The following is a 26,709-nucleotide window of genomic DNA, read 5'->3' on the forward strand; positions in this document are numbered from 1 at the left end:
ATCACCTCCTTAATCGAAGATCCCAGCTTCTTCATAAGCTCCCACACGAATTGCTTGATTCACTGGTTAGACGATTGGGTCTGTAGCTCAGTTGGTTAGAGCGCACCCCTGATAAGGGTGAGGTCGGCAGTTCGAATCTGCCCAGACCCACCAATTGTTGTGGTGTGCTGCTGATCCGATGGGGCCATAGCTCAGCTGGGAGAGCGCCTGCTTTGCACGCAGGAGGTCAGGAGTTCGATCCTCCTTGGCTCCACCATCTTCAAATCGTCGAAAGCTCAGACATGAATGTTCAGGTTGAGCGAACATTGATGTCTGGTCTTTGTACCGGAACCGTTCTTTAAAAATTTGGGTATGTGATAGAAGTAGACTGAATAATCTCTTTCACTGGTGATTATTCAAGTCAAGGTAAAATTTGCGAGTTCAAGCGCGAATTTTCGGCGAATGTCGTCTTCACGTTCGAGACGTATGACCAGATTGCTTGGGGTTATATGGTCAAGTGAAGAAGCGCATACGGTGGATGCCTTGGCAGTCAGAGGCGATGAAAGACGTGGTAGCCTGCGAAAAGCTTCGGGGAGTCGGCAAACAGACTGTGATCCGGAGATCTCTGAATGGGGGAACCCAGCCAGCATAAGCTGGTTATCACACACTGAATACATAGGTGTGTGAGGCGAACCAGGGGAACTGAAACATCTAAGTACCCTGAGGAAAAGAAATCAACCGAGATTCCCTTAGTAGTGGCGAGCGAACGGGGACTAGCCCTTAAGCTTCTTTGAATCTAGCAGAACGCTCTGGAAAGTGCGGCCATAGTGGGTGATAGCCCCGTATGTGAAAGGTTCTTGGAAGTGAAATCGAGTAGGACGGAGCACGAGAAACTTTGTCTGAACATGGGGGGACCATCCTCCAAGGCTAAATACTACTGACTGACCGATAGTGAACCAGTACCGTGAGGGAAAGGCGAAAAGAACCCCGGAGAGGGGAGTGAAATAGAACCTGAAACCGTATGCGTACAAGCAGTGGGAGCCTACTTGTTAGGTGACTGCGTACCTTTTGTATAATGGGTCAGCGACTTATATTCAGTGGCGAGCTTAACCGAATAGGGAAGGCGTAGCGAAAGCGAGTCTTAATAGGGCGATTTAGTCGCTGGGTATAGACCCGAAACCGGGCGATCTATCCATGAGCAGGTTGAAGGTTAGGTAACACTGACTGGAGGACCGAACCCACTCCCGTTGAAAAGGTAGGGGATGACTTGTGGATCGGAGTGAAAGGCTAATCAAGCTCGGAGATAGCTGGTTCTCCTCGAAAGCTATTTAGGTAGCGCCTCACGTATCACTCCAGGGGGTAGAGCACTGTTTCGGCTAGGGGGTCATCCCGACTTACCAAACCGATGCAAACTCCGAATACCTGGAAGTGTCAGCGTGGGAGACACACGGCGGGTGCTAACGTCCGTCGTGAAAAGGGAAACAACCCAGACCGTCAGCTAAGGTCCCAAAGTTGTGGTTAAGTGGTAAACGATGTGGGAAGGCTTAGACAGCTAGGAGGTTGGCTTAGAAGCAGCCACCCTTTAAAGAAAGCGTAATAGCTCACTAGTCGAGTCGGCCTGCGCGGAAGATGTAACGGGGCTCAAACCACACACCGAAGCTACGGGTTCGTCGTAAGACGAGCGGTAGAGGAGCGTTCTGTAAGCCTGTGAAGGTGAGTTGAGAAGCTTGCTGGAGGTATCAGAAGTGCGAATGCTGACATGAGTAACGACAATGGGTGTGAAAAACATCCACGCCGAAAGACCAAGGGTTCCTGCGCAACGTTAATCGACGCAGGGTTAGTCGGTCCCTAAGGCGAGGCTGAAGAGCGTAGTCGATGGGAAACAGGTTAATATTCCTGTACTTCTAGTTACTGCGATGGAGGGACGGAGAAGGCTAGGCCAGCTTGGCGTTGGTTGTCCAAGTTTAAGGTGGTAGGCCGAACACTTAGGCAAATCCGGGTGTTCAAGGCCGAGAGCTGATGACGAGCTTTCTTTTAGAGAGCGAAGTGGTTGATGCCATGCTTCCAGGAAAAGCTTCTAAGCTTCAGGTAACTAGGAACCGTACCCCAAACCGACACAGGTGGTCGGGTAGAGAATACCAAGGCGCTTGAGAGAACTCGGGTGAAGGAACTAGGCAAAATGGCACCGTAACTTCGGGAGAAGGTGCGCCGGCGAGGGTGAACGATTTACTCGGTAAGCCCATGCCGGTCGAAGATACCAGGCCGCTGCGACTGTTTATTAAAAACACAGCACTCTGCAAACACGAAAGTGGACGTATAGGGTGTGACGCCTGCCCGGTGCCGGAAGGTTAATTGATGGGGTTAGCGAAAGCGAAGCTCTTGATCGAAGCCCCGGTAAACGGCGGCCGTAACTATAACGGTCCTAAGGTAGCGAAATTCCTTGTCGGGTAAGTTCCGACCTGCACGAATGGCGTAACGATGGCGGCGCTGTCTCCACCCGAGACTCAGTGAAATTGAAATCGCTGTGAAGATGCAGTGTATCCGCGGCTAGACGGAAAGACCCCGTGAACCTTTACTGTAGCTTTGCACTGGACTTTGAGCCTGCTTGTGTAGGATAGGTGGGAGGCTTTGAAGCGTGGACGCCAGTTCGCGTGGAGCCAACCTTGAAATACCACCCTGGCATGCTTGAGGTTCTAACTCTGGTCCGTAATCCGGATCGAGGACAGTGTATGGTGGGCAGTTTGACTGGGGCGGTCTCCTCCTAAAGAGTAACGGAGGAGTACGAAGGTGCGCTCAGACCGGTCGGAAATCGGTCGCAGAGTATAAAGGCAAAAGCGCGCTTGACTGCGAGACAGACACGTCGAGCAGGTACGAAAGTAGGTCTTAGTGATCCGGTGGTTCTGTATGGAAGGGCCATCGCTCAACGGATAAAAGGTACTCCGGGGATAACAGGCTGATACCGCCCAAGAGTTCATATCGACGGCGGTGTTTGGCACCTCGATGTCGGCTCATCACATCCTGGGGCTGAAGCCGGTCCCAAGGGTATGGCTGTTCGCCATTTAAAGTGGTACGCGAGCTGGGTTTAGAACGTCGTGAGACAGTTCGGTCCCTATCTGCCGTGGACGTTTGAGATTTGAGAGGGGCTGCTCCTAGTACGAGAGGACCGGAGTGGACGAACCTCTGGTGTTCCGGTTGTCACGCCAGTGGCATTGCCGGGTAGCTATGTTCGGAAAAGATAACCGCTGAAAGCATCTAAGCGGGAAACTTGCCTCAAGATGAGATCTCACTGGGAACTTGATTCCCCTGAAGGGCCGTCGAAGACTACGACGTTGATAGGTCGGGTGTGTAAGCGCTGTGAGGCGTTGAGCTAACCGATACTAATTGCCCGTGAGGCTTGACCATATAACACCCAAACAATTTGTGTGTTAGACGGTGAAGTCGACGAACCGAAAGTTCGCGAGAACCGCAAATACCTGTCACATACCCGAATCCGGATGAGCGTGCGCGCAAGCCACGAGCGTCCTAAAGAATTGCTTGACGACCATAGAGCGTTGGAACCACCTGATCCCATCCCGAACTCAGCAGTGAAACGACGCATCGCCGATGGTAGTGTGGGGTTTCCCCATGTGAGAGTAGGTCATCGTCAAGCTCCTATCCCAAAGCCCCTGATCAGCCAACGCTGGTCGGGGGCTTTGCTTTTGCGCGCGGGAAAGTTGGCGGGTTCTGGGCTAGCCAGGGTGCGGATAACCTCCGCCCTGCGTCGTTCGAGCTCGTCGTCAGCGGCCTGGCCGGGGTCGCGAGCACGCTCGCTCCTGCAGGGGCGGATTGAAGGAAAGTTTTCGCAGCTAATTTCCGATGGCCCGGGACTACCGTAAACTCCGCCGACCTGCCGGGGAGGGCGAGCGATGCGTGGATGTGCGTGGCTGGGATTAGGATTGTCGTTGTTTGGGGCGTGTGCTGCTCAGGGAGTGGAGCAGTCTTCGGATGATCCGTTGCTGCAGGTGCCCCAATCGTCCACCGCTGGATCCGGGGATGTGCGTGGCGTGCTGCGGGCCCGGGACCAGGCGATGCTTTCCAGCGAACTGTCCGGCCGCATCCTGGAGATGCCCTTCGCTGAGGGGCAGACCTTCCACAAGGGCGATGTGCTGGTGCGCTTCGATTGCTCGGCCTACCAGGCCCAGTTGAGCGCCGCGCAGGCCGGTGCCAAGGCGGCCGGCGAGCAACTGACGCATAACCGCCAGTTGGCGGCGTTGAATTCCGTGGGACGCTTCGAGGTGGCGCTGGCCGAGGCAAAGCTCGCCGAAGCGCAGGCCCAGGCGCAGGTCTACAAGGTTCAGGTCGGCCGCTGCGCCGTGGTCGCGCCGTTCGATGGCCAGGTGGTGCAGCGCAAGGCACAGCCGTTCGAGAGCGTGTCCGGCGGCGCGCCGCTGCTGGAGATCGTCGATAACCGCAGCCTGGAAATCCGCCTGCTGGTGCCCTCGCATTGGGTGTCCCGCCTGAAGGTGGGACAATCCTTCACTTTCGTTCCCGATGAGACCGGCCAGCCGCTGCAGGTGGAGGTTAAACGCCTGGGCGCGCGGATCGACGAGGGCAGCCAGATGCTGCCGTTGATCGCCGCGCTGCCGGCCGATGCGAAGGGCCTGCTGGCGGGCATGAGCGGCACCGCGCGCTTCGCGGATATGCCATGAACGCGCCGCAGATCGGCATGCTGGAGCGCGTCTTCGCGCAGTTCCTGACACTGGAGCGACAGGCGCGGGCCGCCGGTACGGTGGAGCAACTGGCCTACCACATGGTCAACGACTCCCAGGCACTGTTCGGCTATCGCCACGCGGCGCTGCTGATCGCCGGCAAGGTCAAAGCGCTCACCGGTATCAGCGTAGTGGAGCCGAATGCGCCTTTTGTCTCCTTCGTCGAACAGGCCTGTGCGCAGTTGCAGGCGCAGGGCGTGTTGGACACTGCCCGGACCGTGGACTTCCAGGCGCTGGGCGCCCAGCAGCAGGCGGACTGGCAGGCGCTGTCCGCGGGAGAGGTGTTCTGGCTACCCTTGCTGGACCGCCAGGGTGCGTTGTTCGGCGGTCTCTGGCTCGCCCGCGAACAACCCTGGAACGACGCGGAACAGTCGCTCCTGACGCAGTTGGGCAATACCTATGCCCACGCCTGGCTGGCACTTCAGCCACGCAAGCCCTGGCGCCTGCGCTGGCCGAAGAAAAAGTTGCTGATGATCGCCGGCGGTCTTTGCCTGCTGCTGCTCCTGCCGGTGCGCCAGTCGGTACTGGCGCCGGCCGAAGTCGTGCCCCTGGGCGGACGGGTGGTGGCGGCACCGCTGGATGGCGTGATCGCCGAGTTCCTCGTCAAACCCAATCAGAGCGTGGCCGCCGGGGACCTCCTGGTGCGCTTCGATGCCACCAGCCTCAAGGCCCAGGCGGACGTCGCCGATCGTGCGCTGGGCGTTGCCGAGGCCGAGCTCAAGACCAGTTCCCAGCGGGCCTTCGCCGATGCCGAGTCGAGCGCCCGGGTCGACCTGCTGGCCGCGCGGGTGGAACAGAAACGCGCCGAGCGCGATTACGCCCGGCAACTGCTGGCGCGCAGCGAAGTGCGCGCCGAGCGTGCGGGCATCGCGGTGTTCGCCGACGCCGAACGCCTCACCGGTAAGCCGGTGCAGACCGGCGAGCGGCTGATGCAGATCGCCGATCCGGCCCAGGCCGAACTGCGTATCGAACTGCCGGTGGGCGATGCCATCGCCCTGGAGCCAGGGGCCGAGGTCGCGCTGTTCCTCGACAGTGATCCGCTGAACCGCCATGACGCCCGGCTGGAACGCGCCGCCTACGAGGCGCAGGCGACTGCCGCCGGACAGCTCGCCTACCGGTTGGATGCGGCGTTCGTCAACGCGCCGCCGCGGATCGGCCTCAGGGGCACCGCGAAGCTCTTCGGCGATCGGGCGCCGCTGGCCCTTTACCTGCTGCGCCGGCCCCTCGCCGCGCTGCGCCAGAGCCTGGGCCTGTGATGCTGCCCGCCCTGCGCCCCGACCTGCAGCTTTCGCCGGCTGCTCCCGGGCTGGACGGTGCGCCACAGTGGACCTTGGCCGACCCCTTGCGCGGGCGCTACTTCAAGCTCGGCGCCGCCGCCGTGCGCCTGCTGCGCCACTGGGCGCTGGGCGATCCGCAGCGCGTGCTGCAGGCGGCCAACGCCGAACCCGGCCAGCCACTGGGTGCGGCGGAGGTGGAGGAGATGCTGCGCTTCCTGCGCGGCCATGACCTGATCGCCGCCCTCGATGCGGAGCAGCGCGCCAGCTATGCGATGAAGTCCGCGGCGATGCGGCAGAGCCTGTGGCAGAAGGCGCTGCACCAGTATCTGTTCTTCCGCATCCCGCTGTGGCGCCCCGATGCCTTCCTCAATCGCGCATGGCCGGTCCTGCGGCGCAACGGGCCCTGGCTGCTGCGCTGGGGGTTGCCGCTGGTGTTCGCCCTGGGGTTGTTCCTGGTGGCGCGGGACTGGCAGCGCTTCATCGCCACCTTTCCGCACCTGTTCAGCCTGGGCGGCGCGCTGGCATTCGGCGTCTCCCTGACCTTCGCCAAGCTGTGCCACGAGTTCGGCCATGCCTTCATGGCCAAGCGCGCCGGCTGCCGCGTGCAGAGCATGGGCGTGGCGTTCATGGTGATGCTGCCGATGTTCTACACCGACGTCAGTGACGCCTGGCGGGTGAGCGACCGGCGCTCGCGGCTGCTGATCGGCGCCGGCGGCGTGATGGCCGAACTGCTGCTGGCGGTATTGGCGCTGCTGGCGTGGTCGCTGCTGCCGGACGGTCCGGCGCGAACCTCGGCCTTCATGCTGGCCAGCGCCACCTGGATCACCACGGTGCTCATCAACCTCAACCCCTTGATGCGTTTCGACGGCTACTTCCTGGTCAGCGACCTGCTCGGGGTGGAAAACCTGCAGGCCCGCGCGTTTGCCCTGTGCCGTTGGCGGCTGCGCGAGACCTTGTTCGGCTACGGCGAGCCGGCACCGGAACCCTGGCCGCCGGCCCTGGCGCGGCGCCTGCTGATCTGGGGCTTCGGTTCGTGGATCTGGCGCGCGGTGCTGTTCTTCGGTATCGCGCTGACGGTCTACCACCTGTTCTTCAAGTTGCTGGGCATCTTCCTGATGCTGGTGGAGCTGGTCTGGTTCATCGGCCTGCCCGTCTGGCGCGAACTGCGCGAGTGGTGGCGGCGGCGTGACCAGGTCGAGCCGCGCAAGGTGTTCTTCGTCGGCTTCGGCCTGCTGGCGTTGCTGACGGTGCTGGTCGTGCCCTGGCGCGCTTCGGTGGAGGTTCCGGCGCTGCTGGAGGCTTCCCGTACCCAGGCCCTGCATGCGCCGGTGGCGGCGCGGATGAAGGCCCTGCACGTCGAGGATGGCCAGGCGGTGGAGCAGGGTGCCCTGCTGCTGGAGCTGGAATCCCCGGACCTGGAAGCGAAGCAGGCCATTGCCCGCCGCGAGATTGAGATCCTCCAACTGCAACTGCGCCGGCAGGCGGCGCGCAGCGAAACCGTTGGCGATACCGGAATTCTCGAACAGCAACTGGCCGAGGCCGTGGCCGAGTACCGCGGGCTGGCGGCCCAGCGCGAGCGCTTGCAGATCCGGGCACCGCAGGCCGGCGTAGTACGCGATTTGCTGCCGGACCTGGCGGCGGGACGCTGGCTCAGTCCCGGCGAAGTCCTGGCGCGGGTTGTCGAGCCGGGCCAGCGTCTGCGCGGCTATCTCGCCGAAGAGAATCTCTGGCGCGTGCAGCCGGGCATCGAGGGACGCTTCATCGCCGACGACCCGGCACGTCCGGCGCTGGCGGTGCGTCTGGATGAAGTGGACGCCACCGGCGTCGCCTACCTGGAGCTGGAAGCGCTGGTTTCCGACCACCATGGTCCCATCGCCGTGCGCCGCGACGAGCAGCAGCGTGCCGAGCCGGTGCAGGCCCAGTACGGCGTACGGCTGAGTCTGCTGGACGCCGCCGCCTTCCACCCGGCGCAGCCCCTGCGCGGTGTGGTGGTGCTGGACGGGGCGGGGCAGTCGCTGCTGGGCAGTGCCTGGCGGCGGCTGGCGGCTCTCGGCGTCAGGGAAAGCGGTTTTTGAGGAACACAGCGAACAAGGATGATTCGATGCCGGCTTCGTCACTACCGATCTGCTCGCGCCTGCCCCTGCGGTTCGAACTGGCGCCCCTGCTGGAGGCCCTGGGGCGGGTCGACCCGGCCGCGTGGCAGCACCACTTCAACACGGGCTACTACGAGGGCGACTGGAGCGGCGTCGCCCTGATCGCCTCGCTGGATGCGCCGCTGCCGCTGGCTCCCGGCCGGGGGGAACCGGTGCGCAGCGGCTGGTGGCAGCGGGAAGCGGCCTGGGGTGCCCTGCTGGATGCCTTCCACACGACGGTGCGCAGCGCTCGCCTGTTGCGTCTCGGGCCTGGAGCACGGATTCATGAACACTGCGATCCGGACCTCGGCATGCCGGACAGCGACCTGCGCCTGCATGTGCCGCTCCTCAGCCCTCCGGAGGTCGAGTTCCTAGTCGAGGACCTGCAGGTGCCGATGCTGCCCGGCGAGTGCTGGTTCATCGACCTGGCGCGGCCGCACCGGGTGGACAACCCGTCCACCCGCGAGCGCGTCCATCTGGTGCTGGATTGCCAGCGCAGCGCGTGGCTGCTCGACGCCATCGCGCAGGGCCTGCCGACCACGCCGGTGTTGCAGCCGGGCAGGGCGGGGCAGGCCTTCGCGCACTTTTGCCGCTTGGTGGCACAGGACCTGGCGTTGGCGCGGCGGCTGCAGTCGCTGGTCGATGTGCATGACTTCCTGCGGGAAGCGGTGGCCCTGGGCGCGGAGCGTGGACTGCGGTTTTCCGAGGCGGAAGTCCGCTCTGCCATGCGCCGGGGCAGGCAGGCATGGAGTGAACAATGGAAAGCATGATGGTCGAGGACAACTTCCATGGCTGGCTGCCCATCCGGGCCTGGCGGCGCGATGGCGAATGGCGTCTGGACTGGTGCTGGTTCGGCGAGCAGCGGCTGACCCGGCCATTCTTCCGCGATGATGTGGAACTGGCCCTGCGCCTGCCCTTCAACCAGGCCTTTCGCCGGGAAACCTCGCTGGATGTCCTGCTGGAACGGCAGGCCGAGAGTCCGGGCGTCGTGCCCGGCGCCTTCATTTATCACGCATCCCGCTGCGGCTCCACCTTGCTCGCGCAGATGCTGGCGGGTCTTGCGCGACACATCGTGCTCTCCGAGCCGCCAGCGCTGGACAGCCTGTTGCGTGCCCACTACCTCGACCCCGCCGTGCGGGAACGCCAGCCGCACTGGGTTCGGGCCCTGCTGGGCGCCTATGGCCAGCGCCGGCATGGCAGCGAAGAGCGGCTCTTCATCAAGCTGGATGCCTGGAATGTCTTCGAGGCGCCGCTGCTGCGTGGGCTGTACCCGGGTACGCCACGCATCTTCCTTTACCGCGATCCGCTGGAAATCGTCGTTTCGCAACTGCGCCAGCCCGGCATGCACCGGGTACCGGGCCTGCTGGGGCCGTCGGGCCTGGATTTCGCCGGGCAGGACGCCCTGGCGATGATGCCGCTGGAGTACACCTGCCGCATGATCGGCCGCATCTTCGAACAGGGGCTGGCACTCTGCCGGGACCGGGATTGCGTGCCGGTGAACTACAACGAACTGCCGGGCGCGCTCTGGGGCCGTCTGGCGCCGATCTTTGGCCTGGTAGAGGCCGACGCGCCGGCATTGCGTGATATCGCCGCCTTCGACGCCAAGCAGCCGGCCATGTGGTTCAGTGCCGACAGCCAGAAAAAGCGTGACGAGGCCGGTGAAGAGGTGCGTGCGGCGGTGGAGCGCTGGGCACGCGTGCCCTACGAAGGATTGGAGCAACTACGATGCTCAGGGGAGACAATTCATACAAGTGTTTAGGAATAGTTCTATTGCTGTAATGTAAACAGTGGCTAATGGCCTTTACATTCGGTTACTCTCCGACCGTTCAGTCGTGTGAAAGCAAAACAATAAGGCGTTGGCGGCTCCCGAAGCTGCCTTCAGCAAGGACGCACCACACATGTCAACGCTCGAGTTGAACCTCCGCCCTGTCACGGAAGCCGACCTGTGCTTCCTGCGGCTGCTTTACGCGACCACCCGCGCCGCTGAAATGGTCACCACCGGCTGGAACCAGTCAGCCGTCGACGCCTTCCTTGCCCAGCAGTTCGACGCCCAGCACCGGTATTACCAGGAGCACTACCACGATGCGCAGTTCTCGCTGATCTGCCATCGGGGCCAGGCCATTGGCCGGCTCTATGTGTTTCGCGGGCTGAGCACCTACAACCTGATCGATATTGCCTTGCTGCCCGACTGGCAAGGGAACGGCATCGGTACGCGCTATCTGGAGGCGTTGACCCGCGAGGCGGACGAAGCCGGCAAGGCGATCCGCCTGTTCGTCGAGCCAACCAATCCGGCCCGGCGCCTCTATGACCGCCTCGGCTTCGTCGTCATCGGCGACAACCGTGTCTACCTGCAGATGCAGCGCGGCGCCAGGACTCCCCTCGCACAGGACGTATCCCCATGAGCCAGATGCCCAGCCGGCAGGACTTCGAGCAGCAACTCCATCAGCCATGGTGGTTGAGTTGGGACAACGGCGAAGGCATCGCCGTCACCCTGGTGGAGGTCAGCGAAGGCACGCCGATGAATGCGCGCCATGAATGCTACAGCGCCGTTTTCGCGCAGCCCGCCGGGGTTCGCCTGCCCCAGCACAGCTACCGGTTGCGCAGCCCCGGCAACGCCGAGTGGACGGTGATGCTGAGCCCTATCGGGCCGGACGAGGACGGTGAGAACCATCTGTTGCAGGCAGTCTTCCATTGCCGCAAGGCCCAATAGGTCGGGCCTCAAAGGTTGTCCCGCGCATCGATGCGCACCCTGCCGCAGAGACGGCATCAACAAGGAGCAACAGCAATGAGCGATCCCTTCCTCGGCGAAATCCGCATGGTCGGCTTCAACTTCGCCCCCCGTGGCTGGGCCTTATGCCAGGGCCAACTGATGGCCATCACGCAGAATACTGCGCTGTTCTCGCTGCTCGGTACCATGTACGGCGGCAATGGCCAGACTACCTTCGGGCTGCCGGACTTCCGTGGCCGCAGCCCGGTGGGGCAGGGGCAGGGGCCGGGGCTGAGCCCGATCACCGTCGGTGAAGTGAGCGGTGTGGAGAACGTGACCATCCTTTCCAACCAGATGCCCGCCCACACCCATACCGCGACACCCGCCAGCAACTCCATCAGCGCGTCCGGACAGGCTTCCATCCCTGCCGCAACCACCGGCACCACCCAGGCCAATCCGGGACCGACCACCGTCCTGGGCCCGATCGTGGCTGGCGGTCGCCCCGGCACCCTGTACGCCACCGGCACCCCCGACACCAACCTGGCGCCGTTCAATGTCAGCGTCCTGGGCGACATGCCGGGCATCACGGTCGGCGTAACCGGCGGCAGCCAGCCTGTCGGCATTCGCAACCCCTTCCTGGGCACCAACTTCGTGATTGCGCTCGAGGGCATCTACCCGTCGCGCAACTGATCCGGACCGCCCCCGGGCGGTCATCGGAGTCGTAACGGCACAGAGGGGAGGGCGGGATTCGCCTTCCCCTCGTTGAATGGCAGTAGGAGGTGTTCCATGTGGTGGAAGAAGACTGTTCGCGAGCCAGTGGCCGATCAGCCATCTCGCCCGGCGCTGGCGATGGCGCTCGAAGCCCGAATGATGTTCGACGGCGCAGTCGCTGCTACCACGGTGGAAGCGGCAGACACCGCGAAGCCCGCCGATGCGCCGGATGCACAGGGCAGCCCGGCGGACTCGGCGCAGCATGACAGCGCGTCCGACAACCTGGCCGCAGCCCCGGCCGGTACGGCGGATAACCGCCAGGAAGTGGTGTTCGTCGACAGCAACGTCCGGAACTACCAGCAGCTCGTCAGCGGCCTGAAGCCCGGCACCGAAGTCGTGGTGCTGGATGCGAACAAGGACGGCCTGCAGCAGATCGCCGACTACCTGGACGGTCGCAGCGGCATCAATGCGATTCAAATCATCAGCCATGGTGACGTGGGCAAGGTCGAACTGGGCGGCCAGTGGCTCGACGCCACCTCGCTGTCCTCCCACAGTGAGGTGTTGAACCGTATTGGGCAGGCTCTGGGCGAACACGGCGACATCCTTCTCTACGGTTGCAGCATTGGCGCCGAGGGTGCCGGCCGCGATTTCATCCAGTCCCTGGCCAGCGCCACTGGCGCCGATGTTGCCGCCTCCGACGACATGACCGGTGCCGCCAGCCGGGGTGGCGATTGGACACTGGAGCAGCATACCGGCCTCATCGAGACCTCCGCCCTCGCACTGACCGGCTACGATGCGCTGCTGGCCGCTCCCTCCAGCGAGAACTTCGATGGCGTGGTGGTGGATGGCTCCGGACATAACTATGGCCTCGTAGGCATGCCGCGCATCGTCAACAATTGGACCTTCACCCTGCTCAATCCCCAAGGAGGCCAGGACACCAACGGCTACGTCGACATCACCAACCTCAGCAGCGAATCGAGCCTCGCCAACGGCACGGATCATGCTGCCCTGATGAACGGCAACTATGAGCCCCAGACGACCAACAGCCAGGCCGCTGCGGTGTTCAAGGCCACCACGGGCGAGGAGTTCGCCCTGGTTTCCCTGCGCGTGGAGTGGTATCTGTCCGATTCCAACCAGTACCGACTAGTTGGCTATCGCGATGGCGTGGCGGTATCCGGCGCCACACAGGATTTCCAGGCTGCTGCCTATGGATCCGGCGGTACGCTGGTGAGCGTGTCGGGCAGTGCCTGGCAGTTCATCGATGAGGTGCGCATCGTTCGGCAGGATGGGGCGGCGGATGTGTCCGTCTACGTCGATGACATCGTCGTCGGCGTTGCCGTTCCACCCAACGTGGCGCCCACGGTGAGCAACCTGAACGGCGATTCGGTCTCCTTCGTCGAGAAGGGCTCAGCGGTACTGCTCGATGCTGGAGGCAACGCGCAGGTGATCGATGCGGACTCGCCCGACTTCAACGGCGGCACGGTGGTCGTGTCGATCAGCGGTAACCGTGTGGCCGGTGAAGACCTGCTGTCGATCCGCAACCAGGGGACTGCTGTCGGACAGATCGGCGTCAGCGGTGGCAACGTCACCTATGGTGGCACCGTCATCGGTGCCTTCAGTGGTGGCACCGGCACCACCGACCTGACGATTACACTCAATGCGGCGTCCAGTCCGGCGGCAGTTGCGGCACTGCTGCAAAACCTCACCTACAACAACAGCAGCGCCAACCCCAGTGTCATGGCGCGCACGATCAGCATCGGTGTGAGCGACGGCGACAGCGCCTCCGTTACCAACAGCCAAGTCACCGTCAACCTCACTGCGGTCAACGATGCACCAGTGCTGACGCCCGTCAACACCAACGTCGGCTACACCGAGAATGGCGCGGGCGTGATACTCAACTCGGGCCTGTCGATCGTCGACCCGGACAGCTCCACCTCCTTCCAGGGCGCCACGGTCGCCATCTCCGACTTGCGCGCCGGAGACGTATTGAGCGTCGGCAGCATGCCGGCCGGCTTTATCTCCAGCTACAACACCGCCACCGGCGTGCTGACCCTGAGCGGCAACGGCAGCATGGCCGACCTGCAGGCCGCGTTGCGCTCGATCACCTACTCCTCCACCTCGGGCGATCCGACCTTCGGTGGCACCGACGGAACCCGGCAGATCAACTTCACCGTGACCGATGGCAGCGGCGCCACCTCCAGCGCGGTCACCGCGCAAGTGGCCGTCACAGCGGTGAACGATGCGCCGACCCTGTCCGGCGGGCCCTATACCTGGGCTGGCACCAACGAAGACACCACCTCAAGCGCGGTCGCCGTGTCCACACTGCTGGCCAGCACCACCCACGCCGACGCGGACGGCCCCGCCAGCGGCATCGCCATCACCGGCAGCATCGGCAATGGCGGCTGGGAGTATTCCACCGACGGCCTCACCTGGAATTTGGTTGGCAGCGTCAGCAACAGCAGCGCGCTGCTGCTGTCGGCGGCTACCCAACTACGTTACGTACCCAATAGCCTGAACGGCGAAACCCCGACGCTGACCTACCGTGCCTGGGACCAGAGCGCCGGTACCGCTTCCACCAACAGCGTGCGCAACCTGGCGGATACCACCACCAACGGCGGTAGCTCCGCCTATTCCACCGGTACCGCGCAAGCCACGCTCACCGTGAGCAGCGTCAACGACGCGCCGGTGCTGACTCCATCGACTCCCACGCTCAATGCGTTGACCGATACCGACATCAACAATGTCGGCCAGGCTGTTTCCAGCTTCATCGGCAGCGTCAGCGACGTCGACAGCGGCGCAGTGCGAGGCATCGCCATCACCGGGCTGAATGCCGGCAACGGCACCTGGCAGTACAGCCTGGATGGCGGCGCCAGCTGGCAGGATGTGGGGGCGGTCTCCGGTAGTTCGGCCTTGCTGCTGCGCAGCAGCGACCGGGTCCGCTTCGTGCCGGACGGCATCAACGGCACCAGCGCCGATATCACTTACCGTGCCTGGGACCAGAGCGGCGCCACCAGCAACCAGCAGGGCAGCAAGGTCGATGTTTCCGTCACCGGTGGATCCTCGCCGTTCTCGAGCGCGACCGATACCGCGAGCGTGACGGTAACCGCGATCAATGATGCGCCGCTGGTCACCAGCAGCGGTGGCGCCACGGCGTTCATCGAGGGCGACAACGTCGCCTCGACGCCGGTGGTGGTCGATGGCGGCCTCACGGTGTCGGACAGCGACTCGCCATTGCTCTACAGCGCCAGGGTACAGATCTCCGGCAACTTCATGAGCGCAGAGGATGTGCTGGGCTTCACCAGCAATCCGGCGACCATGGGCGACATCACCGGCAGCTATGACAGCAGCAGCGGCGTGCTGACGCTGACCTCCGCGGCTGGCGCCAGCGCCGCGCAATGGCAGGTGGCCCTGCGCAGCGTCACCTACGGCAACAGCTCGGAAAACCCGAGCGCTGCCAACCGCACCGTCAGCTTCGTCATCGACGACGGCGCCGCCGACAGCACCCCCGCCACCCGCACGGTGACGGTGGCCGCCACCAACGACACGCCGATCGTCAGCGTGCCGAGTGGTATCACGGTGAGCGAGGACATCGCCATCGCCATCACCGGCATCAGCTTCTCGGACACGGACGCCGGCGCCGGCAGCGTCACGGTCACGCTGAGCATTCCCAGCGGCACGCTGTCCGCGGTTTCCGGTGGCGGCGTCACCGTCGGCGGCAGCGCCAGCGCGCTGACGCTGGCCGGCTCGATCAGCAACATCAACGGCTTCATCGCCGGCGGCAACGTCGTGTTCCTGACGGCGCTTGACAGCACCGCCAGCGTCACCCTCACGGCCAGCATCAGCGACAACGGCCTGTCGGGCGGGGCGTCCAGGAGCGACAGCGAAACCGTGGTGCTCACGGTGACCGCCGTGAACGATGCGCCCATCATCCTTGCGCCGGTGTCCATCAGCGTCGCCGAGGATGTGCCGCAGGCCCTCACCGGCATCAGCTTCAGCGATATCGATGCCGGTTCTGGAACGGTCAGCGTGCTATTCAGCGTTGCCCCCGGCAGTGGCTCGCTCACCGCCGGCAGCGCCGCCGGGGTGACGGTGCTGGGATCGGGCAGTGGCACGCTCAGCCTCAGCGGAACCCTCACCGACATCAATGCCTTCATCGTCGGCGGCGCGGTCAGCTTCACCACCGCCAGCAACGCCACCAGCAACGTGGTGCTCTCCGTGGGCATCGACGATGGCGGGCACACCGGCACTGGCGGCAATCTGACCGACAGCACCACGGTTACCCTGGTGGTCAGCGCCCAGAACGACGCGCCGGTCAATACCGTGCCGGGCCCGCAGAATGTACTGCAGGATGGCAACCTGATTTTCAACGCCGGCAATGGCAACGCGGTGTCCATTTCCGACGTGGACGCTGGCGCTGGCACGGTGCGGGTCACCCTGACGGCCAGCAATGGCCTGATCACCCTGGGCAGCATTTCGGGCCTGGTGTTTTCCACGGGCAGCGGTACCGGCGACGGCACCATGACCTTCGATGGCAGCGTGGCCGACATCAATAACGCGCTGGCTGGCCTGACCTTCTCCCCGACCTCCGGCTACACCGGCCCTGCGTCGCTGCAGATCACGACCAACGATCTCGGGCTGTCCGGCGCTGGCGGCAACCAGACCGATACCGACACCATCGCGATCAACGTCGCCTTGCCCAACCCATCGGTCGTCAGCGTCGACACCTCCAGCCCTGACGGCGGCTACAAGGTCGGGGACACCGTGCTGATCAGCATCACCTATGACCAGGCCGTGACGGTGGGCGGCAGTGGTACGCCGACGCTGCTCCTGGAAACCGGGCTCGTCGACCGCACGGCGGTGTACCAGAGCGGCAGCGGCAGCACGACCCTCACGTTCGCCTACGTGGTGCAGGCCGGTGACCAGAGCGCCGACCTCAACTACAGCGGCATCGGCGCGCTGCAGTTCAATGGCGCCAGCATCACCAGCGTCAGTACAGGTAGCCTGGCGTTCGCGACGCTGCCCGATCCCGCCGACCCGCAGAGCCTGGGCGGCAATGCCGATCTGCTGATCGACGGCGTGGCGCCCATCGTCGGCAGCGTGAGCGTGCCGGCGAACGGCACCTATGTGGCGGGAGACAACCTCGACTTCACCGTCAACTTCAGCGAGGCGGTGACGGTCGACGCCACCGGCGGCACTCCGCGCATCGCCATCACCCTGGACGGTGGCGGCACGGTCTTCGCGAACTACCTCAGCGGCTCCGGCACCACCGCCCTGGTGTTCCGCATGGTGGTCGCCAACGGACAGCTCGACGCCAACGGCATCAGCGTCGGCAGCAGCATCCAGGCCAATGGCGGTGCCCTGCGCGATACCGTGGGCAACGACGCCAACCTCAACCTGAACAGCGTCGCCAGCACTGCCGGTGTACTGGTGGATGCGACGGCGCCGGTGGTGGAGAGCATTTCCGTGCCGGCGGGTAGTTCCTATAACGCCGGCGACCCCTTGACCTTCGTGGTCAATGCCAGCGAGGCGGTCACCGTCAGCGGTACGCCGCGCCTGGCCCTGGATATCGGCGGCAGCACGGTCTACGCCGACTATGTGTCAGGTTCCGGCACCGCGACCCTGGTGTTCCAGTACAGCATCCAGCCGGGCGACAACGATGCCGACGGCATCAGCGTGAGCGGGCTGTCCGCCAACGGCGGCACCCTGCGCGATGCGGCCGGCAACGACCTGAGCCTGACGCTGAACAACGTGGGCGATACCAGCGGCGTCATCGTCGACACCGCAGCGCCGACGCCCAGCGGCATCGTCGCCGTCGACCCGTCGCCGACCAACGCCGGCAGCGTGCGCTACACCGTGACCTTCAGCGAAGACGTCAGCGGCGTGGACCTGTCCGACTTCACCCTGGTGAGCACCGGCAGCGCCAACGGCAGCCTGAGCGGATTGGTGCAGCTCGATGCGCACACCTACCAGGTCACCGTCAGCGGCCTCAGCGGCACCGGCACCCTGGGGCTGGACCTCAATGGGACTGGCACCGGCATCGTCGATCAGGCTGGCAACGCCATCACCGGTGGCCTGAGTGGTGCGGTGTACAGCATCGACCGCGACGTGCCCGCCGTCACCAGCGTAGGCGTACCCGCCAACGGCACTTATACGGCCGGGCAGAACCTCGACTTCACCGTCAACCTCAGCGAGACGGTGACGGTTGACGCCACCGGCGGCACTCCGCGCATCGCCATCACCCTGGACGGTGGCGGCACGGTCTTCGCCAACTACCTCAGCGGCTCCGGCACCACCGCCCTGGTGTTTCGCCTGACCGTCGCCAGCGGGCAGCTCGACACCAACGGCATCAGCGTCGGCAGCAGCATCCAGGCCAATGGCGGCACCCTGCGCGATGCCGTGGGCAACGACGCCAACACCACCCTGAACAGCATCGGCAATACCGCCGGGGTGCGAGTGGATGCGGTGGTGCCGGTGGTGGGGAGTGTTTCCGTGCCGGTGGGCGTCCCCTATAACGCCGGCGATACCTTGACCTTCGTGGTCAATGCCAGCGAGGCGGTGGTCGTCAGCGGCGTGCCGCGCCTGGCCCTGGATATCGGTGGGCACACGGTCTACGCCGACTATGTAGCCGGCTCCGGCACCACGACCCTGGTGTTCCAGTATGGCATCCAGCCGGGCGACAACGATGCCGACGGCATCAGCGTGAGCGGGCTGTCCGCCAATGGCGGCACCCTGCGCGATGGCGCCGGCAACGACCTGAGCCTGACGCTGAACAACGTGGGCGATACCAGCGGCGTCATCGTCGATACCGCGGCGCCCGCGCCCAGCGGCATCGTCGCCGTCGACCCGTCGCCGACCAACGCCGGCAGCGTGCGCTACACCGTGACCTTCAGCGAAGACGTCAGCGGCGTGGACCTGTCCGACTTCACCCTGGTGAGCACCGGCAGCGCCGCCGGCAGCCTGAGCGGATTGGTGCAGCTCGATGCGCACACCTACCAGATCACCGTCAGCGGCCTCAGCGGCACCGGCACCCTGGGGCTGGACCTCAAGGGGGCCGGCACCGGCATCGTCGACCGCGCCGGCAATGCCATCGTCGGCGGCCTGACCGGCGCCGTCTACGGCGTCGACCGCGACGCGCCGGCCATCACCGGCGTAAGCGTGCCGCCAGCCGGCCTGCATGTTGCGGGGGACACCCTGACGTTCGAGGTGGACGTCAGCGAGGCGGTACTGGTCAGCGGTACGCCGCGCCTGGCCATCGACATGGGCGGCCGTACCGTCTATGCCGATTATGCCGGCGGCTCCGGTGGCACCCGCCTGACGTTCCAGTACCGCGTGCAGCAGGGCGACAACGACGGCGACGGCATCCGCGTAGTGGGCTTGTCCGAGAATGGCGGCAGCCTGCGGGACGCCACCGGCAATGCGCTGAACCCGGGCCTGAACGGCGTCGGCGACAGCCATGGCGTGCTGGTGGACACCCGCGCGCCCACCGCCACTGGCGTGGTGCGCCTGGACCCATCGCCCACCGGGGCGAGTTCGGTGAATTTCCTGGTGACCTTCGACGAGGACGTCAGCGGCGTCGATGCCGGCGACTTCACCCTCGTCACCAGCAACTCCGCCAGTGGCAGCCTGGTCTCGGTGACCCGGGTCGACGCGCGCATCTACCGCGTCACCGTGGGCGACGTCAGCGGCCAGGGCAGCCTGGGATTGGCGGTCAAGGGCGGTGCGATCAACGACGCCGCCGGCAACGTGCTGACCCAGCCGCTCAGTGGCGACAGCTACGTCATCGGCTCGCTGTCCGACGGCGACCCGGAGTTCCGCGTCACCACACCGCTTACGCCTGCGCTGCCATCCGTGACGCCGCTGCAGCCGGCGGTTCCCGTGGTCGTTGCGCCGCCCACCAGTTCGCCGTTGGCGCCGCCGTCGCTGTTCGAGCCGCCGAGCCTGGGTGGTCTACCGCCGCTGGGCAATATCTTCGCCCAGCACGGCGCGCCGTCGCAGAGCCCCATCGCCCAGGTGTTCGGCGACAGCGGCTTCGGCGATGGCAGCGGCAAGGGTTTCCTCGGCTTCGGCGGGGGTGATGCCGGGGTGTTCGGCAGCAGCACCCTGTCGGGCATCTTCGATCGTGACAGCGTCGACGAGTCCACGCCGCTGAAGGTCTTCGAGCGCCGAAACGGCGGTATCGAGCAGGGGATTCGCGGTGTGTTCGGCACGCCGAGCCTGACCCAGCAACTCCATGGAATCCGTGAAGCGGAACAACAGCCATTGCGTGAACTGGCCTGGGCGCTGGGGCAGATTGCCCAGGACCGCGACGCATCCTGATAACCATTGCACAGCAAGAAGTCGCAGAAAGAACAACAAAGCCGCAACCAGGGGGACGGCCAGGGATGAAGAAACAGATGACCTTACTGAGCGTCAGCCTGCTGGCGCTCGCCGTCAGCGGTTGCGCCGTGACCACGCAGCCGATCGACCGCAGCGTCAGCGAGCAACGCGCCCGCGACGACCTGAAGGCGATGTTCAAGGACCAGGAACCCCTCAGCGGGCCGCTGACCCTGCACGAGGCCATGGCCCGCGCGGTGAAGTACAACCTGGAGTCGCGCCTGAAGGTCATGGAGGAAGCGCTCTCGCGTCGCCAGCTCGACCTCGCCACCTTCGACATGCTGCCGCGCATGGCGCTGGAGGCCGGCTACGTCGGCCGCAACAACGTCAGCGCTTCGAGCAGCCAGAGCGTATTGACCAACACCCAGTCCCTGGAACCGTCGACCTCGCAGGATCGCGACCGTGATGTTGCCGACCTGACCATGGTCTGGAACGTCCTCGACTTCGGCGTCAGCTACGTCAGCGCCAAGCAGCAGGCGGACCAGCGGCTGATCGTGCAGGAGCGCCGGCGCAAGGTGGTGCAGACCATCATCCAGGATGTGCGCTCGGCCTACTGGCGCGCCATCGCCGCGCAGCGCCTGCTGGGCCAGATCGACAGCCTGATGGCGCGGGTCGACAGCGCCCGCAAGGACAGCCAGCAGATGAGCCAGCAGCGCATCGGCGACCCGGTGCAGGCGCTGGGCTACCAGCGCGCACTGATCGAGGCCAGCCGCCAGCTGGAGGAGCAGCGCCGCGCGCTGTCCCTGGCCAAGACCGAGCTGGCGACCCTGATCAACCTGCCGCTGGGTACCGAGCTGAACCTGGCCGTACCCGAGGGCTACGACGTCCCCGAGCTCAAGACCGATCTCAACCTGCTCGAACAGCAGGCCCTGGCCAGCCGTCCGGAACTGCGCGAGCAGGACTACCAGGCGCGCATCAGCGCCGCCGAGACCAAGAAAGCCATGCTGCGTCTGCTGCCGGGCCTGGAGTTCTCCGCCGGCGGGCACTACGACAGCAACTCCTTCCTGGTGAACCAGAGCTGGGCGGACTACGGCGTGAAGGTCACCTGGAACCTGTTCAACGTACTCTCCGCGCCGGCCGCCATCGACGTCGCCAAGGCAGGCGAGGACGTCACCGCCGCGCGCCGCCAGGCCATGTCCATGGCGGTGCTGGCGCAGCTCTACGTGGCCAACGCCAACTACAACGAGGCGCGCCGGCAGTTCCTCACCACCCAGGAGCTGGCCAGCCTGGACAACCAGATCGTCGGCCAGCTGCGTAATCGCCAGCAGGCCCAGGGCATCGGTGAGCTAGACCTGATCCAGGGCGAACTCAATGCCCTGCAGGCCGACCTGCGCCGCGACCTGGCCTACGCCGAGCTGCGCAACAGCTACGGCCAGATCTTCGCCTCCGCGGGCATCGATCCGCTGCCGAGCGGCCTGCCCGACACCCACCTCTCCACCCTGGCCAGCGGGCTGGCCGAGAAGGAGCGCCAGCTCGACGGCGGGCAGCTGCAATAGCTGTCGCAAGGGAGGCACGGCGCGGGCTGGCTGCGCCGTGCCTCCCGGTGCTCCAGCCGGTACGCCAACTCCCTGCGGGCATCAGCCAAGGCGTGCTCTACGCCACCGAATTGGTCATACTCTCGCCGTGCCCTGCGTCGCCGGGTGCCGGCAGTGGACCGCCTCTCATGAGCGTCTTTCTGCCGCGGCTTGTCCGGTCGGGCGGCGGCAGGAATCCAGGCTTTCAAGGGTGTGAGCGGCCATCCGTCTTGCGTGCAGATGGCGTCCATTGCGGGCCGAGTCCTCGATAATTTCAATGAATGTCCGGGTACCAGGATGGCGATCAAGGTGATGGAGGCTCGCGAGGTTGACGAGCCGCGTGTGGTGCTGCCGGGTTGGGAGGAGCAGTGCACGCAGATGTCAGCCGGTCGCTTTTACGGTCGGCTCGTGCATGCGGAGACGGGGGCGGTCCAGCTCTACGAGGAGAGCATGAACCTGCGGGTCGAGCAGGAGTTCCATGCGCCGGCCGATACCCTGGTGTTCAGCTTCGACATGAGTGACAGCGCCCTCTACCTGCTCGACGGGCACACGCACAACGCCTGGGTCACCCCGGAGAACTACCGCGAAGTCGCGGTGGTCCTGAAGGGCGCGTCAGCCTGGGGGAAGTCCGCCGCGGACTTCGAAGACCTGCTGCTCCAGCCGCTGCGCTCGGCGAACTGCAGCGCTTTTGCGGCGTCCTTGAGCGTCCTGCTGGCCGGGGCGGTCGAGGGGCACGTCAACGTGGACGCCCCGGGGTTCGCCCAGCAGGTCGCCGATGGCTGCTTCGCGCTGCTGGAGGAGGCCGTCGAGGTGGGGCAGCGCCGCCGCTCCGAGCGTCATGCCAAGCGGGTCGTCGAGCGGGTGAAGGAGGTGGTCAACGACTGCCCCCAGGAGAGCTTCGGCGTCCTGGAGCTGGCGCAGATCGCCGGTGTTTCGGTCCGGCAGTTGCAGCAGTCGTTCGTCCAGTATGCCGGCATGCCGCCCACCGTCTGGCTGCGCAATCGCCGGCTGAATGCCGCCCGGCGTGACCTGCTGGCCGCCGGTGCCGCGGGGGTCAACGTGGCCGAGGTCGCGATGCGCTGGTCGTTCTGGCATCTGGGCCGCTTCTCTCAGTCCTACCAGGCGCTCTTCGGCGAGTACCCGAAGGCGACGATCAAGCGTGGCGCCGAGCGCTGCGCCGTGAGCATGCTGCGGGGCTAGAAGGAAGCGGAGCGTCGCGAGGCTTCGGGACGCTCCGTCCGGCCGGGTCAGCCGAGCGCTTCGCGGATCCGGTACCAGAACATGCCCAGCGCCAGCAGGGGCGAGCGCAGCAGCTTGCCGCCGGGGAAGGTCAGGTGTGGAACCGCGCTGAAGATATCCAGCCCCTTGCTCTGGCCCACGGAGATCGCTTCCGCCAGGAGCTTGGCGCTCCAGTGGGTGACGTTGAGGCCGTGCCCCGAATATCCCTGGGCAAAGAACACGTTCGGGTGCTGGGCCAGGCGGCCCACCTGCGGGAAGCGATTGGCGGTGATGCCGATCATGCCGCCCCACTGGTAATCGATGCGGACGTCGGCCAGCTGCGGGAAGACCTTCAGCATCTTCGGCCGCATGTAGGCGCCGATGTCCTTCGGATCGAACCCGGAGTAGTGGCACGCCCCGCCGAACAGCAGGCGCCGGTCGGCGGTCAGCCGGTAGTAGTCCAGTCCCACCTTCTGGTCGCACAGCGCCATGTTCTGCGGGATCAGCTGCGCCGCCACCTGCTCGGGGAGCGGTTCGGTGACGATGACGTAGCTGCCCGCCGGCAGGACCTTGCCCGTCAGGCGCGGTTCCAGTTCGTCCAGGTGGGCGTTGCAGCCGAGCACCAGCTTGTCCGCGCGGACCCGGCCATGGGCGCAGTGGACCGTGACCGAGCTGCCATGCTCGATGCGCAGTACCGGGCTCTGCTCGAAGACCTGCACGCCGAGCCCACTGGCCGCCCGCGCTTCGCCCGTCACCAGGTCCAGCGGATGCAGGTGGCCGGAGCCCATGTCGATCAGCCCGCCGGCATAGCAGTCGCTGGCCACCACGTCGTGAATCTGGCCAGCGCCAACCAGCCGGGTCTGATGCGGGTAGCCCATTGCTTGCAACTGGCGCTGCTCGTCCGCCATGGCGGCGAACTGCGCGGGGGTGTTGGCCAGCTCGCAGAAGCCCCAGCGCAGGTCGCAGGCGATGTCGAACTTGCGGATGCGCTCCGCCACCAGCGTCACCGAGTCGAGGCCTGCCTGGTTCAGGTAGCGCACGCCGTCCTCGCCGACGTATCTGGCGAAGCCGCTGACGTCGTGGCCGATGCCGCGGATCAGCTGGCCGCCGTTGCGGCCGCTGGCTCCCCAGCCGATACGGCGGGCTTCCAGCAGCACCACGGAGTGGCCCCGCAGGGCCAGCTCCAGTGCCGTGTTGACGCCGGTGAGGCCGCCGCCGATGACGCAGACCTCGGCCTGGACCTCGCCCACGAGGGCAGGGTAGGGCTGCTTGTCGCGCGCGGTGGCGGCGTAGTAGGACGCGGCGTGTTCGCCGGCTTGAGTCATGGGAGGTTCTCGAGTCATTGGTTGAACTTGATCTTGCTCCAGCTGCGGGTCATCAGGCGCATGATCTGGGGCGGTGGCGCCTTGTTGATGTACAGCTTGTCGAGCACGGCCTGGCTCGGGTAGACCTCGGGGTTATTGAGGATTTCCGGGTCGAGGAAGGCCTTGGCGTCGGTGTTGGCGTTGGGATAGCCGACGTACTCGCTGACGCCGGCGATCACCTTGGGCTCCAGCAGGTAGTTGATGAACGCCATGGCCTGGTCCGGGTTCTTCGCGTCGGCCGGGATGGCCATCAGGTCGAACCAGAGGTTGGCGCCTTCCTTGGGGATGCTGTAGGCGATCTGGATGCCGTTGTTGGCTTCCTTGGCCCGCGCGGCCGCCTGGAAGACATCGCCGGAATAGCCGAAGGCCACGCAGATGTCGCCGTTGGCGAGGTCGGAGATGTACTTCGAGGAGTGGAAGTAGGTGACGTAGGGGCGCAGCGCGATCAGCTTGGCCTCGGCCTTCGCGTAGTCCGCCGGGTTGGTGCTGTTGGGGTCCAGGCCCAGGTAGTTGAGCACCGAGGGAATCAGCTCGTCGGCGGAGTCCATGAAGGCGACGCCGCATTCATGGAGCTTCTTCAGGTTCTCCGGCTCGAACAGCACCGACCAGGAGTCGATCCTGTCGACGCCCAGCACCTGCTTGACCTTCGCGACGTTGTAGCCGATGCCGTTGGTGCCCCACAGGTAGGGCACCGAATGGCGGTTGCCCGGGTCGTTCTGCTCCAGCAGCTTGAGCAGCGCCGGGTCCAGGTGCTTCCAGTTCGGCAGCTTGCTGCGGTCGAGTTCGAGGAACACGCCGGCCTGCACCTGGCGGGTCAGGAAGTGGTTGGAGGGCACCACCACGTCGTAGCCCGTGCGGCCCGCCAGCAGCTTGCCCTCCAGGGTTTCGTTGGAATCGAAGACGTCGTAGGTCGGTTTGATCCCGGTGGTCTTCTGGAACCCGGCGAGCGTGTCGGGGGCGATGTAGTCGGTCCAGTTGTAGACACTGACGGTCGGTTGCGCGAGGGCGCTCTGGGCCATCGCCGCAAAGGCGACGGCGGCAAGGGGCTTCAGTAGTTTCATGTCGACTCCTATCCGTATTCTTGTGATTGGCTGGATCGGGTGCGTCAGACGCTCAGCAGCAGGAACTCCCGTTCCCAGGAGCTGATCACGCGTTTGAAGTTCTCGTGCTCGGTACGCTTCACCGCGACGTAGCCCTGCACGAACTTGCGTCCCAGGTACTGTTCCAGCACCGGGCACTCCTCCATGTGGGCCAGCGCGTCCTCGATGGTGATCGGCAGGCGCAGGTTGCGGCGCTCGTAGCCGCGGCCCTCGACAGGCGCGCTGGGGTTGCTCTGCTCGATCATCCCCAGGTAGCCGCAGAGCAGGCTGGCGGCCAGCGCCAGATAGGGGTTGGCGTCGGCGCCGGGCAGGCGGTTCTCCACGCGCATGGCCTCGGGGGAGGCTGCGGGTACGCGCAGGCCGACGGTGCGGTTTTCCACGCCCCACTCGACGTTGACCGGCGCGGAGGTGTCCGGCAGGAAGCGGCGGAAGGAATTCACGTTCGGCGCGAACATCGGCAGCACCTTCGGGATGTACTTCTGCAGGCCGCCGATGTAATGCAGGAACAGCTCGCTCATCGAGCCGTCGGCATTGGCGAAGATGCTCTTGCCGGTCTTCGCGTCCACCACGCTCTGGTGGATGTGCATGGCGCTGCCCGGTTCGTCGGTGATCGGCTTGGCCATGAAGGTCGCCGCCACGTCGTGCTTGAGCGCGGCCTCGCGCATGGTGCGCTTGAACACGGTGATCTGGTCCGCCAGGCTCAGTGCGTCACCGTGGCGGAAGTTGATCTCCATCTGCGCGGGGCCGTCCTCGTGGATCAGGGTGTCCAGGTCCAGGCCCTGGGCTTCGCACCAGTCGTAGACGTCCTCGAACAGCGGGTCGAACTCGTTGGCCGCATCGATGGAGAAGCTCTGCCGGCCGCTCTCCGGACGGCCCGAACGGCCCACGGGCGCTTCCAGCGGGAAGTCCGGGTCGCTGCTGCGCTTGGTCAGGTAGAACTCCATTTCCGGCGCGACGATCGGTTTCCAGCCCTTGTCCGCGTACAGCTCCAGCACGCGCTTGAGGACGTTGCGCGGCGACAGCTCGACGGGGTTGCCGTACTTGTCGCAGGTGTCGTGGAAGACCATCGCGGTCGGTTCGATCGCCCAGGGCACCAGGAACACCGCGTCCGGATCGGGACGGCAGACCATGTCGATGTCCGCTTCGTCGAGCAGGTCGTAGTAGATATCGTCCTCGACGAAGTCTCCGGTGACGGTCTGCAACAGAACACTTTCCGGGAGACGCATGCCTCCCTCGCCGAGGAACTTGTTGGTCGGGGAAATCTTGCCGCGGGCGATACCGGTCATGTCACTGATGACGCACTCGACTTCGGTGATCTGGTGTTGCTTCAGCCAGGAGCTCAGCTGATCGGCGGGGGTGCTCATGCAAGCCTCTAATTGGGTAGATGGAACGCACAGGAAGGAAGTCGACGACGTAGTGCGTCGACGCCCGGCTAGTGTTGGGCAGAGCCGGGCCGGCGTTCTATCCACTTTCCGCAGATTCGGTCTGAGGACGGCTTTTGCAGGCGCTGAGCGCGTGGCGCGGGGCGGGGCATCCGAATTCTTGACCGGTATTTGACTCGCCTTTGACATGGCCGGCTCGATCAT

At 65.0% G+C, this 26,709-nt stretch carries 14 protein-coding genes, 2 tRNA genes and 3 rRNA genes (1 of these 19 running past the window's edge); 16 read left to right on the forward strand and 3 right to left on the reverse strand.

The features are described 5' to 3' along the window. The 16 genes from AC3B6A_RS12160 to AC3B6A_RS12235 form a co-directional block, all read left to right on the forward strand. Positions 1 to 12 (forward strand): 16S ribosomal RNA (locus tag AC3B6A_RS12160); it begins 1,524 nt to the left of the window's first position. A 64-nt stretch (positions 13 to 76) separates the two neighbouring features. Next, positions 77 to 153: transfer RNA gene (locus AC3B6A_RS12165), tRNA-Ile, on the forward strand. A 27-nt stretch (positions 154 to 180) separates the two neighbouring features. After that, positions 181 to 256 (forward strand) — tRNA-Ala (locus tag AC3B6A_RS12170). A 234-nt stretch (positions 257 to 490) separates the two neighbouring features. Then, positions 491 to 3,381 (forward strand): 23S ribosomal RNA (locus tag AC3B6A_RS12175). A gap of 131 nt (positions 3,382 to 3,512) precedes the next feature. After that, positions 3,513 to 3,628, forward strand: a 5S ribosomal RNA gene (gene rrf / locus AC3B6A_RS12180). The 16S, 23S and 5S rRNA genes sit together here with 2 tRNA genes alongside, the layout of an rRNA operon. Before the next feature lie 256 nt (positions 3,629 to 3,884). Further along, positions 3,885 to 4,667 (forward strand): efflux RND transporter periplasmic adaptor subunit, encoded by a 783-nt coding sequence (locus tag AC3B6A_RS12185; RefSeq protein WP_488403028.1) that lies wholly within the window; start codon positions 3,885 to 3,887, stop codon positions 4,665 to 4,667. Continuing rightward, positions 4,664 to 5,983, forward strand: coding sequence for an efflux RND transporter periplasmic adaptor subunit (locus tag AC3B6A_RS12190; protein WP_488403029.1), 1,320 nt, complete (start codon positions 4,664 to 4,666; stop codon positions 5,981 to 5,983). Before AC3B6A_RS12185 ends, AC3B6A_RS12190 begins: the two co-directional genes overlap by 4 nt. After that, positions 5,983 to 8,079, forward strand: a complete 2,097-nt coding sequence (locus AC3B6A_RS12195) for a site-2 protease family protein (RefSeq protein WP_488403578.1) — start codon at positions 5,983 to 5,985, stop codon at positions 8,077 to 8,079. The genes AC3B6A_RS12190 and AC3B6A_RS12195 overlap by 1 nt, the downstream gene beginning before the upstream one ends. Positions 8,080 to 8,105: 26 nt before the next feature. Further along, positions 8,106 to 8,906, forward strand: coding sequence for an aspartyl/asparaginyl beta-hydroxylase domain-containing protein (locus AC3B6A_RS12200; protein ID WP_488403030.1), 801 nt, complete (start codon positions 8,106 to 8,108; stop codon positions 8,904 to 8,906). Continuing rightward, complete coding sequence (locus AC3B6A_RS12205) at positions 8,894 to 9,895, forward strand: sulfotransferase family protein (protein ID WP_488403031.1); 1,002 nt, start codon at positions 8,894 to 8,896, stop codon at positions 9,893 to 9,895. Before AC3B6A_RS12200 ends, AC3B6A_RS12205 begins: the two co-directional genes overlap by 13 nt. A 139-nt stretch (positions 9,896 to 10,034) precedes the next feature. Next, positions 10,035 to 10,538, forward strand: a complete 504-nt coding sequence (locus tag AC3B6A_RS12210) for a GNAT family N-acetyltransferase (RefSeq protein WP_488403032.1) — start codon at positions 10,035 to 10,037, stop codon at positions 10,536 to 10,538. After that, positions 10,535 to 10,846 (forward strand): DUF6916 family protein, encoded by a 312-nt coding sequence (locus tag AC3B6A_RS12215; protein ID WP_488403034.1) that lies wholly within the window; start codon positions 10,535 to 10,537, stop codon positions 10,844 to 10,846. Before AC3B6A_RS12210 ends, AC3B6A_RS12215 begins: the two co-directional genes overlap by 4 nt. A 75-nt stretch (positions 10,847 to 10,921) precedes the next feature. Then, entirely contained in the window at positions 10,922 to 11,533 is a 612-nt protein-coding gene (locus AC3B6A_RS12220; RefSeq protein WP_488403035.1) for a phage tail protein, read from the forward strand. 96 nt (positions 11,534 to 11,629) lie between these two features. Next, positions 11,630 to 19,870 carry a DUF4347 domain-containing protein gene (locus tag AC3B6A_RS12225; RefSeq protein ID WP_488403036.1) on the forward strand — a complete coding sequence of 2,747 codons (8,241 nt, stop codon included), beginning with the start codon at positions 11,630 to 11,632 and terminating at the stop codon, positions 19,868 to 19,870. A 77-nt stretch (positions 19,871 to 19,947) separates the two neighbouring features. Continuing rightward, positions 19,948 to 21,423 (forward strand): TolC family protein, encoded by a 1,476-nt coding sequence (locus tag AC3B6A_RS12230; RefSeq protein WP_488403037.1) that lies wholly within the window; start codon positions 19,948 to 19,950, stop codon positions 21,421 to 21,423. 315 nt (positions 21,424 to 21,738) lie between these two features. Then, entirely contained in the window at positions 21,739 to 22,641 is a 903-nt protein-coding gene (locus AC3B6A_RS12235) for a helix-turn-helix domain-containing protein (protein WP_488403038.1), read from the forward strand. Positions 22,642 to 22,688: 47 nt separating this feature from the next. Here the strand turns inward: AC3B6A_RS12235 and AC3B6A_RS12240 are convergent, their stop codons facing one another. From AC3B6A_RS12240 to AC3B6A_RS12250, 3 genes are read right to left on the reverse strand one after another with little or no spacing between them, the layout of a single operon-like run. After that, entirely contained in the window at positions 22,689 to 23,984 is a 1,296-nt protein-coding gene (locus AC3B6A_RS12240) for an NAD(P)/FAD-dependent oxidoreductase (protein ID WP_488403040.1), read from the reverse strand. 14 nt (positions 23,985 to 23,998) lie between these two features. Then, a complete protein-coding gene (locus tag AC3B6A_RS12245) occupies positions 23,999 to 25,084 on the reverse strand; it encodes a polyamine ABC transporter substrate-binding protein (protein WP_488403041.1) in 1,086 nt (361 codons plus the stop codon). Positions 25,085 to 25,128: 44 nt separating this feature from the next. After that, positions 25,129 to 26,487: a glutamine synthetase family protein gene (locus AC3B6A_RS12250; RefSeq protein WP_488403043.1), complete on the reverse strand. Its 1,359-nt coding sequence runs from the start codon at positions 26,485 to 26,487 to the stop codon at positions 25,129 to 25,131. Positions 26,488 to 26,709 lie beyond the last annotated feature (222 nt).

The sequence above is a fragment of the Pseudomonas sp. B12(2026) genome (genome assembly GCF_057767015.1).